Below are 10,456 nucleotides of genomic sequence, written 5' to 3'. Positions count from 1 at the left end.
CGTCGGCGTGGAGATACCCCGGTGCCCGCCCTTGCTCAGCGATGGCGTCAGCGACCAGGTCAGCCGCCAGTTCGCCGTCCTCGACGGTCTCGATCCGCCACCCGACGACGTAGCGGGAGAAGATGTCGATGACGACATAGGCGTGGTACCAGACGCCCTTGGCCGGACCCCGCATTTTCGTAATATCCCAGGACCAGACGTCATTTGCCGCGGTCGCCACCAGCTCGGGAATCTTGCGCGGCGGATGGGTAGCCTGCCTGCGGCGTTCGCCGTTCATCGCCTGGGCGGCCAAGATGCGGTGCATTGTGCGCTGCGAGCAGTGATACCGGCCCGCGTCGAGCTCTCGGGCCCACACCTGGGCCACCGACAGATCGGCGTAAGCGTCGCTGGTGAGCACGCCCAGCACCGCGGCGCGGTCCGGGTCGCTGAGCTCGGCAGGATGTCGGGCTTTGGGGTGCGGGCCGTAGGCGCGCGGCTTCGGATTCGCCTGGCGGTGGTGCGTTGCCCGCGACCGGCCAACCAGCGCACATGCGCGCACCACACCCAGCAGCGCGGTCAGCAGCTGCGCGGTCTCGGCCTGCCAGGTGCGCCAGGCCGCCCGGCTCACCGCGTGTTCTTTTTCGAGAGCGCCTCCAAGAACGCGACACCTTTTCCCATGACCTCCAAAGCGGCGTCACGATCAGCGATGACCTCGTCCTTTCGGGCCGCGTCCGTCTCGAGCTTGCCGATCTGCTTTTCCAGTTCGGCGATGCGCGCCTGTTCCGGCGACAGGCCCTCCCGAGGCTTCTTCTTGGACACCCTGCCCAGTGTTCCGGCTTCGATCTGGGCCCGCCACTGTTTGACGCTGGAATCGTAGAGTCCCTCACGCCGCAGCACCCGGCCTTTCTCACCGGCCGGGGCCTGGTCGTACTCGGCGACGATCCGCCGCTTGTACTCGGCGGTGAACGTCCGCCGCGCCGGCCGCCCGGCCCGCGGGGATTCCACCGTCTCCTGTGCCGGCACCGGCGTCGGCTGCAAGGCCTCCACGGCCGCAGCAGTGGTAGCAGTGATCGTCATGCTGGGTTCTCCTTCAGTCGCGCCCCAGCCTCTCATCCAGCCAGTCCGGGTGTCTCACCTCAGTCTGGCGGATAGGGACGGGTCAGAATTCTGCAGCCCATCCATCGATGCACTATCGGCGCCAGTCAGTGACGACTGGGTGGTAGACGACGATTTCGTTATCGCCGTCCTTGGCGCCGGCTTCGGCGAGAATGTCTCCGACGAAGAACGGAACTTCTGGCTGAAAACCTACCGCGCCAACTACACCGGAGACGAGGGCCGGCGCCGACTCCGGACGAGCACGATCAATCTCCGCGACCGGGATGGCCTCGAGGCACGCCTCAACGAAGTGAAATGCCCAGTGTTGTGGCTGCAAGGCACCGCCGACCAGGTGTACTCCGTCGCCAACGCCGAGCATGGAATTTCACAGTTCACGCAATCTCCATCAGCCGAACTCCAGATCGTTGACGGCGGGCAGCACTTTCTGACCGCATCACACCCCGACATCGCCAACACCGCTGTGCGTGCATTCGTCGAACGGTGGACGTGAAGCAACCATGCATCTCCGCCCTCGACCTTCCAAGAAACAAGACGGCCCTTCCGGGGCCGCAGTCCCCTGGTGACTGCGGTTATTCGGGGCGGGCGATGGGTTTGTCGTCCTGATTAGGTGGTGTCGAAGTCGACCTCGACTCGGAATACGTCGGCTCGAAGCCAGGAGATCGTGAGTTCCACGGGGTGGTGGTTGCGTGCGGCGGCATCGGTGCGGGACCGAATTGAGATGACCGGTGGGCGGCCGCTCAGTTCGAGGTGCTCGGCGACGTGGGGTGGCGCCGGGTCGATGGCGACGCCGAACCATCCGCGCTCGGGTTCCAGTTTGTAGTGGCTGGCCAGGGTGTCGTGCAATGAGCCGGCAGGGTCGAGGATCTGGGGTAGATCGGGGACGAGTTGGGGGTCGAGGTAGGTGTCTGCGTAGCCGACGAGCTCGTGGTTGATGTATCGGTTACGGGAGAGTGCGAGCAGTTGTCTGCGTGCTCCCACTTTCATGCGGCCACGGACCTCGGTGGGTGGGGTCTCGAGTCGCCATCCGGTGGTGCGAACGTCTGGGGTGAATCCGGCTTTGCGGACGCTTGCGCTCCAGGACGGTGGGATGTGTCGACTGATGGTGTAGTCGATGCGTCGGGACATGAAGGTGCCGCTGCCCTGCCGACGGCGCACGAGATAGCGCCTCTCCAGCTCGGTCAGCACGGCTCGGGCGGTGAGCCGGCTGACCCCCAGGGTGCGGGCTAGTTCGTCTTCTGAGGGGAGCCGGGTGCCGACGGGCTGGTTGGCGATCTGCTCGGCGAGTGCGTCGGCGGCGGCGAGGTACACCGGTACCCGAGGACTGGTTTTGGTGGGTGCGGCGTCGCTGATGGGCGTGATCATACTGCGGGAACGGAGGAGGTCGACGGTTTCCGCGGGTCGTTGACGGCTCCGTCGGGCACTTTTCCCGCGAGTGATTGCAGGATGGATCTCGCCGCGTGTTCCTCGATCGCCAAGCGTGCCGTCGCGACCGCAGATCCGAGGTGCGGGGTGAAGAGGGTATGGCTCGTCAGTTCCATCAGGTCCGGGTGCAGGCCGCTGGGGCGGTCGGGTCGGGAGAGGTCCTCGAATTCGAACACGTCTGCGGCATATCCGCCGAGGTGTCCGCTGCGCAGGAGCTGGGCCACTGCGTCTTCGTGTACTACTGAGCCTCGTCCGACGTTTACCAGTAGCGCTCCGGGTCGCATCGATGTCATCGCCTGGTGGTCGAGCAGGTGCAGTGTGTCCGCCGTCAGGGGGGCGCAGACCACCACGGAGTCGCTGTGCTGCAGAAGCTCGGCGAGTTCCACCCGTTCCATACCGATCGACGCCGCGGTTGCGGACGGCACCGGATCGGGGTCGTGGTAGAGAAGTCGGGGATTGAATCCGGAGAGCATTTGCGCCACGGCCCGGCCGAGTACGCCGGCGCCCACGATGCCGATCGTGGAGCCGACGAGTGTGCGTCCGTAGAGCACCGGCCGCCAGCCGCGGAAACCGGCTCGCACGGTGCGGTCACCGGTCGCGACGTGTCGAGCGAGGCCGATCAGCAGCCCGACTGCCAATTCGGCGGTGGGTTCGGTGAGTAAGTCCTCGACTCGGGTGAGCCAGATGCCGCGCTCGGTGCAGGCGCTAACGTCGATGTTGTCGTAGCCCTTGAGTGCGCCGGCGACCACCTGCAGTCGCGGGCAACCGTCGAGAAACTGCGCGGTGATCTGGTCGGGCATGAACGCCATCAGCCCGTCGGCGTGTGCTACTCGGCGTTTCAGTTCGGATGCCGGGAGGCTGTCGTCTTGCTGGTTCGGCACCACGTCGCACTCGCGGCCGAGCATGTCGAGGATTTGGGGATGCACCCGGTGGGTGAGGACGACCACCGGGCGCGCGGACGCGTTTGTCATTGGAACCTTCTTCGTAATGCTCCGCCGAGGGCGTCGACCACGGTGACGGTGGCGAGGATGACGAGCAGGATTGCGGAGACTTCCTGGTACTGGAGGGTGCGGAGGGCGGCGATCAGCTCGAATCCGATGCCGCCGGCGCCGACGACGCCGACGACTACCGAGGCGCGGAAGTTGAGCTCCCACCGGTAGACGGTGACGTCGGCCATTTGGGGCAGTACCTGCGGCAGGATGCCGTGCAGAATCACTTGTGCCCGGGTGGCTCCGGCGGCGCGGGCGACCTCGACGGATGCTTGATCGGCGCGTTCGATGGAGTCGGCGAAGAACTTTCCGACCATGCCGGCGGAGTGGATACCCAGTGCCAGGGCGCCGGGAAGGGCGCCGAAGCCGACGGCGGCGACGAACACGATCGCCATGATCAGCTCGGGCACCGATCGCAGGGTGTTGAGGACCAGGCGCGCGACCGCGTAGACGGTGGGGTGCGGGGAGGTGTTACGGGCCCCGAGCAGCGCGAGTGGGACCGACAGCAGGACCGCCAGTGCGGTGGCCGCGATACTCATCGACATCGAATCCCACAGTGGGCCCCACCACCGGTTGATGTTGGTGAAGTCCGGGGGCCACATGTCGCCCAGGAGGTCGGCGATGTCGGCCAGTCCGGTGATCATCCGTTCGCCGTCGAGTAGTCCCACCGCCCAGACGCACACCAGCACCAGGACGCCGACGACGCCCATGGCCGCGCTGTTGCGCCCCCAGCCAATCCACACCCGACGGGAGATGTCCCGGTACTGTTCTTCCCGCCGTTCCTCGACGGGGTCCGGCAAAGTGTCGGCGGTCACTGGTAGTCCGCCAGGTCGATGTCCAGCAGGGGCGCAAGGTCGCGCACCGCGTCGTAGTCTTGATCGGTCACCGGTCCGAAACCGGCGGCGTTGAACGGCTCGAGCACGGCATCGTCGTCGAGTTCTAAGAACGCCGCCCGCACTTTTGCCTTGAAGTCCTCGGGCAGGTTCGTCTGCATAGTCCACGGGTAGTTGTAGTAGGGCTCGGACTCCTGGACGGTCACGACCACCTCAGGGTCGATGGTCCCGTCTCGGACCATGCGCTCGTAGATGGGCAGGCTCATGCCGCCCGCGTCGGCGTTGCCGTTCTGCACTGCCAGCGCCACCGCGTCGTGGGCGCCGACGTGCTGTTCTTCGTAATCGCCGTCGTCGACGCGCAGGCCCGCTTCCTCTGCGAGCATGGCCTTGGGTATCAGGTGGCTGGAGGTGCTGGCCGGGTCTCCCCACGCGACGGTCTTGCCAGCGACGTCGCCGAGTGTGGTGATGCCGGAGTCGGCATTAGCGAGAAACACCCCTTGGTAAGTAGGGGCAGCGCCTTCTTCCTCCTGCAGCGCGGCGAAGGGCTCGATGTCGGCCTTCTCCTGGGCGAGCACGTAGGACAATGGCCCGAAGTAGGCCAGGTCCAACCGGCCGCGGGTCATCGCCTCGATCATCGAGGAGTAGTCGGTGGTGACGATGAGTTCGACCTCGACGCCCAACTCGTCCTGTAGGTATTCCTTGAGCGGTTCGTTGTCCTGGATCACTTGAGACGCGTTCTCGTCGGGCAGCAGGGCCACGCGGAGGGTCTCAGGCACCTCGCCGGCGGCAGGCTCGGAGGTGGAACCGGAGCCGCAGCCGGTGAGAACAAGCGCGAAAGAGATCAGCGCCGCCAGTGCGGCAGCTGTGGAACGGGCTGGTCTAATCATTGTGAAGAACTCCAGGATGTGGTGAGTGTGATTCGGGTGGTGCGAGCAGCGTCCGGTCAGCGGACACCAGCAGTGAGGTGGCCGGTGACAGTACTGGCGACGGTGTCGCCGTCGGATTCCTCAGTGACGCCTTCGTAGATGAGTTGGATGGCGTCATCGGTGACATCGGACGCGGGGCTGTCATGCACGATCTCGCCGTGTGCGAGGCCGACGATGCGGTCGGCGTGCTCAAGGGCCAGGTCGACTTGGTGGAGGCTGGCGACGAGTGTGATGCCGTTGTCGTGACAGACACGGCGCAACAGCGCCATCACTCGGACTGCGGTGGCCGGGTCGAGGCTGGCAACCGGTTCGTCGGCGAGGATCAGTTGCGGCTGTTGGGCGAGTGCGCGGGCGATGCCGACGCGCTGCTGCATGCCGCCGCTGAGATTGTCGACCCGGGTGAGCGCGTTGTCGAGCAGACCCACCTGGTCGAGCGCCTCGAGGGCGATGCGCTCGTCGGCGCGACCAGCGGGCAGGAGACCGTGCCAGAAACTGTGGTAGCCGACTCGGCCGAGCAGTACGTTGCGCAGCGCGGTGTACCGCGGGACCAACTGGTGGTGCTGGAAAACCATGCCAGTGCGCCGGCGATGCCGTCGTAATGCACGGCGCGAGTCCAGTGCCGGGAGACCGGCGGCACGCACAGTCCCGGTGGTGGGCTGCACGAGCAGGTTTATGCACCGCAGCAGTGTCGATTTGCCGGCTCCCGAAGGACCGAGCAGCACGGTCACCTGCCCGGCCTCGATCGTCAGGTTGGTTCGGCGCAGCGCCTGCACGCCCCCCTTGTAGGTCTTGCTCACCTCGACGAGCTCGATCATGGAAACCCCTCTGTAGGACTTGGTCGAACACCCCGAAACCTATAGAGGACTTGCGAACGGACGATCAGGGTTGAGAGAACGGTGAGTGAACCCCGTCCGACCATCCGATGCCGGTGAACGACCGATGACTTCCGCGTTCATGCGACGGCCATAGGGCCCTGTCAGAATGTGTCGTCATGACCTTCGGAAACTCGTGCTGGCCGCCGACAGATTTCGTGATCGGCCACGTCACAGCGGTGCTACCCGATCGGGTGGAGGACAACGCAAGAGTGGTGGTGCGCGAGGGTCGGATCGCCGAGGTGGGCCCACACCCGCCGGGTGCCGGCTGCACCCTGGACGCCCACGGCGCCCACTTGCTGCCGGGCCTGGTCGACGTCCACACCGACATCCTCGCGCGGGAGACCCGGCCGCGACCGGGCGTCGTCCTAGACCCTGCCTTCGCACTGACGTCGGCGGGCGGCCGTCTACGCGCGGCAGGAATCACGACCGCCTTCCACGGCCTTGCATTCCAGGAGCACTCCATCGTGGGAACGACGATCGGTTCCCCCGCTGCCGCAGAATTGTCCGATTCGCTGCGTCATGCCGACGACACCCAGGTCGACCACCAGGTCTTGCACCGGTTGGACGCCCGCTGCGAGTACGGCCGGACGCTGCTCGCAACGGAGCTGGCCGCACTCGACGACTCCGCGGATTCTGAAAGGCTTCGGAGCATCACCACACCGGATGATTCCCAACGCGCACGGGTGCCGATCGTCTCGCACGAGGACCACACACCGGGGCAGGGGCAGTTCGCCGACCCCACGACCATGCAGCGGTGGCTGATCACCAACGAGGGTATGACCGAGGCCGCTGCGGTCGACCACGTCGATCGGTGGCGTCGCACCCGCGCCGAACGTCTCACCGTGCGAGACCGCGCCCTCACGTGGCTGGGCGACCTGGCCCGAGCCGGACACATCCGGCTCTTCGGCCACGACCTGGCCACCCCGGAAGACGTCGCGGCTGCCGCCGACCGCGGCTGCACCGTGGCGGAGTTCCCAACGACCCTGGACGCCGCCCGTGCCGCCCGCGACCGAGGCATGCTCGTCGTTGCTGGCGCCCCGAACGTCGTCCGTGGCGGCTCCCACACCGGGAACGTCTCGGCAGCCGAGCTCGTCGTCGCCGGTGTGGCCGACTCCCTGGCCAGTGACTACCTTCCCTCCTCTATGCTCCCAGCCGCAGTGCGACTTGTGCGCGACGGCGTCCTCTCACTCCCACACGCCGTTCGACTGATCACCTCAGGCCCGGCCGCCTGTGTCGGTCTCTGCGACCGTGGCGCGCTGACCGAAGGCTTCCGAGCCGACCTCGTCCTGACTGACCTCAGCAAGACTTGGCCCGTCGCCCACGTCATTTCGACTCAGTCGCATACCGCTGCCCGCGAGTAGCTCGGATTCAGCGGCAGTAGGCCACGAGGACTGTCACCGCTTCGGCTGTCTCACACCAGTCCGGCGGATAGGGGTGCGCCGTGAACCGCCACATCGTCACGCAGGCGCTGCTGTTCGCGTTCATCTCGGTGGTCGCCATCGGCTACGGCATCCGGTACATCGGGGAGGACGCCGACGTGGCGAGTGGTTTCCGGGTGGTGGCCCACGTCGAGGACGCGCGGGGCGTCGGACCCGGGGTGCGCGTGACCTACCGCGGCGTGGACGTGGGGGAGGTCCAGGACGCCGTTCTCGACGGGGTCGGCGGGGTCCGGCTCCACCTGAGGATCGTCGACGGCACCCGGATCCCCGTCAGCGCACACGCCCGGGTGGTGACCAGCACGGCCCTGGGGGACAACCGGCTCGACGTCCGGCAGACGAGCGGAGCCGGTCCCTACCTGGGAGAAGGTGGTGAGTTGCTGGTCCCCGAGGACGAGCAACCCGCGTCGATCGAGCACCTCATCGCCGACATCGACACCTCGCTGCGGGCGCTGGACCCGGAGTCCCTGGCCTCGTTCGGGGACAGCGTGGCCACCGCTCTCGAGGGCAACGGCCCGCGGCTTGGCGCGATCCTCGAGGACACCGCACTGCTCACGGCTGTGTTGACCGAGCAGGCTCCCACGTTCCGCGGGCTCGTCGGCGACGGGCTCGTGACCGTGCGCGCGCTGGCGGCGCGCGCGGATCCGCTCAGCGGGTCGGCCTCGGTGGCCCGCGACGTCGCCGAGCAGCTGGCCCGCCGGGAGGACACGCTCGTGTACCTGCTCGACCGATCACCCGAGGCGATGCTCCGGGCCCAGGTGCTCCTCGATGCCAACCGGGAGGACGCGGCCGGCCTGCTCGCCAACACCCTCGTCGTCACACCCGTGTTCCGCGATCGGGGACCCGCCTGGGAGGCCGGCCTCACGCAGGGCGAGCGGGGACTGCGGGCCCTGGCGGGGACCGTGCGTGACGGTCGCGCGGACTTCCAACTGGTCGCCACCCAGGGGCCGGTGTGCGTCTACCCGTACGAGCCCCGCGACGTCGTCGACCACTCCCCGCGTGAGCCGAATCTGCGGTTGTACTGCCCGCCGGGCGAGGACCTGGAGCAGCGGGGATCGCGGGCGGCTCCCCGACCGAACGACGAGGGACTGGCGGGGGCGACCGAACCCGGAACCAGGATCGGCCCGGACATGGCCGTCGACCCCGTGCTCGTCCCGACCGGCAAGGAGATCGCCGCGTACTGGGCGACGATGATGGAAGGACTGCGTCATGGCGGCTGAGGCACCCAGGGAGGACAACGTCCCGGAGGGCAGGGCCCGGGAGAACAACGTCCCGGAGGATAGGGCCCGGGCGGACAACGTCCCGGAGGACAAGGCCCGGGCGGACACCTCCACGGTGGACGATGATCCCGTGGAGGGCACGACCCCCCCGCGGAGGAACTCCGCTCGCATCGTGAGCGCTGTGGTCGTGGTGGCACTGGTGGCCGCGTGTGCCTGGTTGGGCTACCTCGTGTGGTCGGACCACCGGGAGGACGAACTCCGACGCAGCGCGGTCGAGGACGCCACCCGCCTGGTCGTCCAACTCGCGTCCTACGACCACGGCGACGTGGACGCCAACATCGAGGCGGTCGTGGCGGACGCCACTCCGGAGTTCGCCGACCGCTATCGCGAGGTCTCCGAGGGGCTGCGCGAGTTGCTCACCAACGGACAGGGCACCTCGACCGGAACCGTGACCCACGCGGGGGTTCAGAGCGTGGACACCGGCAGCGCCGTGGTGCTGGTCTTCCTGGATCAGGAGATCACCAACGTCACCGTGCCCGAGGGCCGGGTCGACGCGAGCCGCATGGTCGTGACCCTGGTCCGCGACGGGAACCGCTGGCTGCTCGACTCCGCCGAACTGGCCTGATCCGTCACCGCCGAACCGGCCTGATCCGTCACCGCCGACCGAACGACACCGATACCCGAGGAGAACCGCCACGTGATCACCGAACTGCACCGCAATCCCGCCCCGCCCACCCCACGCCGTCGACCGCCCGTCCTCCCCGACGCCCTCGACTCGATCGGTGCGGCCGGCGGGGTCGCCAACGTCATCATGCAGTTGTCCTGGCCCGAGGTGGGCTGGGGGGTACGCGAGAGCCGGGTGGACACCGGCAACGTCTACAAGAGGCCGTTGAAGCGGGCCCGGACGACCTTCCAGTACCTGGCGGTGGCCACGCTGGGGAGCGACGACGACAAGCGGGTCTACCGCGAGGAGGTCACCCGCATCCACCGTCGGGTGCACTCCACACCCGACAGTCCGGTCAAGTACAGCGCGGTGGACCCGAAGCTCCAGATGTGGGTGGCCGCCTGTCTGTACGTGGGATTCGAGGACGTCTTCGAGTGGCTGCACGGACCCATGACCGAGTCCGACCGCGAGGCCTTCTACCGCTCCGCCCCGTCTCTGGGGACGACGCTCCAGGTGCGCGCCGACCAGTGGCCGGCGACGCGGGCGGAGTTCGACGACTACTGGCACGAGGGCAAGTCCCGGATCCGATTCGACGACTCGGTACGCGACCACCTGGTGGGTCTGACGGAGCTCCGGATGCTGCCGCAGCCCACGACGGTCCTGTTCGGGCGCCTGAACAAGTGGGTGACGACCGGGTTCCTGCACCGCGAGTTCCGCGACGCGCTGGGGCTGGCGTGGGACCCGCGGGACCAGCGGCGCTTCGAGCGGTTCCTGGCGCTCACCGCGGCGGCCAACCGGATGCTCCCGTACCCGGTCCGGACCCTCACCTACCGGGTGCTGCTGCTGGACCTGAAGTGGCGCCTGCGAACCGGACGGCCGCTGATGTGACGTCCCGGGGCTCACGTCGGAGATGAGACGGCGGAGGCCGGGGCGGTGTCGCCCCGGCCTCCGGTGGTCGCGGGTCGGACCCGCGCGACGAGTGCCGGGTGGTCAGGC

General features: G+C 67.7%; 12 protein-coding genes. 5 read left to right on the top strand and 7 right to left on the bottom strand.

Translation table 11 applies throughout. The features are described 5' to 3' along the window. Together G6021_RS17085 and G6021_RS02925 are read right to left on the bottom strand one after the other, a co-directional pair. On the bottom strand, positions 1–607 hold a 607-nt coding region (locus G6021_RS17085; RefSeq protein ID WP_347238906.1), incomplete at its 3' end, for a DDE-type integrase/transposase/recombinase. Beyond that, entirely contained in the window at positions 604–1,056 is a 453-nt protein-coding gene (locus G6021_RS02925) for a transposase (RefSeq protein ID WP_182610426.1), read from the bottom strand. The genes G6021_RS17085 and G6021_RS02925, both read right to left, overlap by 4 nt. A gap of 139 nt (positions 1,057–1,195) precedes the next feature. On the opposite strand from G6021_RS02925, the gene G6021_RS02920 reads away from it, so the two are divergent. Then, entirely contained in the window at positions 1,196–1,585 is a 390-nt protein-coding gene (locus G6021_RS02920) for an alpha/beta hydrolase (RefSeq protein WP_182640250.1), read from the top strand. 113 nt (positions 1,586–1,698) lie between these two features. Here G6021_RS02920 and G6021_RS02915 read toward each other — a convergent pair whose 3' ends face one another. The 5 genes from G6021_RS02915 to phnC are packed head-to-tail and all read right to left on the bottom strand — an operon-like array spanning position 1,699 to position 6,080. Then, positions 1,699–2,457 (bottom strand): GntR family transcriptional regulator, encoded by a 759-nt coding sequence (locus G6021_RS02915; RefSeq protein ID WP_182640251.1) that lies wholly within the window; start codon positions 2,455–2,457, stop codon positions 1,699–1,701. After that, positions 2,454–3,488, bottom strand: a complete 1,035-nt coding sequence (locus tag G6021_RS02910; protein ID WP_182640252.1) for a phosphonate dehydrogenase — start codon at positions 3,486–3,488, stop codon at positions 2,454–2,456. The genes G6021_RS02915 and G6021_RS02910 overlap by 4 nt, the downstream gene beginning before the upstream one ends. Then, positions 3,485–4,261, bottom strand: a complete 777-nt coding sequence (gene phnE / locus G6021_RS02905; RefSeq protein ID WP_281254079.1) for a phosphonate ABC transporter, permease protein PhnE — start codon at positions 4,259–4,261, stop codon at positions 3,485–3,487. Before phnE ends, G6021_RS02910 begins: the two co-directional genes overlap by 4 nt. 56 nt (positions 4,262–4,317) lie before the next feature. Continuing rightward, on the bottom strand, positions 4,318–5,226 hold the full coding sequence (gene phnD / locus G6021_RS02900) for a phosphate/phosphite/phosphonate ABC transporter substrate-binding protein (RefSeq protein WP_182640253.1): 909 nt from the start codon (positions 5,224–5,226) through the stop codon (positions 4,318–4,320). Positions 5,227–5,282: 56 nt separating this feature from the next. Next, positions 5,283–6,080 (bottom strand): phosphonate ABC transporter ATP-binding protein, encoded by a 798-nt coding sequence (phnC, locus tag G6021_RS02895; protein WP_007633967.1) that lies wholly within the window; start codon positions 6,078–6,080, stop codon positions 5,283–5,285. Between the two features lie 176 nt (positions 6,081–6,256). Here phnC and G6021_RS02890 point away from each other — a divergent pair, with 176 nt between their 5' ends. The 4 genes from G6021_RS02890 to G6021_RS02875 all read left to right on the top strand — a co-directional run bounded on the left by G6021_RS02890 (position 6,257) and on the right by G6021_RS02875 (position 10,348). Next, positions 6,257–7,501 carry an alpha-D-ribose 1-methylphosphonate 5-triphosphate diphosphatase gene (locus G6021_RS02890; protein WP_020171046.1) on the top strand — a complete coding sequence of 415 codons (1,245 nt, stop codon included), beginning with the start codon at positions 6,257–6,259 and terminating at the stop codon, positions 7,499–7,501. An 80-nt stretch (positions 7,502–7,581) separates the two neighbouring features. Beyond that, positions 7,582–8,796 (top strand): MCE family protein, encoded by a 1,215-nt coding sequence (locus tag G6021_RS02885; protein ID WP_182617859.1) that lies wholly within the window; start codon positions 7,582–7,584, stop codon positions 8,794–8,796. After that, positions 8,786–9,421 carry a hypothetical protein gene (locus tag G6021_RS02880; protein ID WP_182610697.1) on the top strand — a complete coding sequence of 212 codons (636 nt, stop codon included), beginning with the start codon at positions 8,786–8,788 and terminating at the stop codon, positions 9,419–9,421. The genes G6021_RS02885 and G6021_RS02880 overlap by 11 nt, the downstream gene beginning before the upstream one ends. Before the next feature lie 72 nt (positions 9,422–9,493). Then, positions 9,494–10,348 (top strand): oxygenase MpaB family protein, encoded by an 855-nt coding sequence (locus G6021_RS02875; RefSeq protein WP_304816467.1) that lies wholly within the window; start codon positions 9,494–9,496, stop codon positions 10,346–10,348. Positions 10,349–10,456 lie beyond the last annotated feature (108 nt).

Origin of the sequence: Dietzia sp. CW19 (genome assembly GCF_014145265.1) — a bacterium.
In the GTDB taxonomy this organism is placed as follows: domain Bacteria; phylum Actinomycetota; class Actinomycetes; order Mycobacteriales; family Mycobacteriaceae; genus Dietzia; species Dietzia natronolimnaea.
The sequence above is the reverse complement of the archived record's forward strand: the minus strand, read 5'-3'. Positions and strand labels throughout refer to the sequence as shown.

What these genes read in the sequence shown, in the direction of transcription:
- phnD (WP_182640253.1), bottom strand. Translation starts at nt 5,226, where the DNA reads ATGATTAGACCAGCCCGTTCCACAGCTGCCGCACTGGCGGCGCTGATC.
- G6021_RS02880 (WP_182610697.1), top strand. Translation starts at nt 8,786, where the DNA reads ATGGCGGCTGAGGCACCCAGGGAGGACAACGTCCCGGAGGGCAGGGCC.
- G6021_RS02925 (WP_182610426.1), bottom strand. Translation starts at nt 1,056, where the DNA reads ATGACGATCACTGCTACCACTGCTGCGGCCGTGGAGGCCTTGCAGCCG.
- G6021_RS02890 (WP_020171046.1), top strand. Translation starts at nt 6,257, where the DNA reads ATGACCTTCGGAAACTCGTGCTGGCCGCCGACAGATTTCGTGATCGGC.
- G6021_RS02915 (WP_182640251.1), bottom strand. Translation starts at nt 2,457, where the DNA reads ATGATCACGCCCATCAGCGACGCCGCACCCACCAAAACCAGTCCTCGG.
- phnC (WP_007633967.1), bottom strand. Translation starts at nt 6,080, where the DNA reads ATGATCGAGCTCGTCGAGGTGAGCAAGACCTACAAGGGGGGCGTGCAG.
- G6021_RS02910 (WP_182640252.1), bottom strand. Translation starts at nt 3,488, where the DNA reads ATGACAAACGCGTCCGCGCGCCCGGTGGTCGTCCTCACCCACCGGGTG.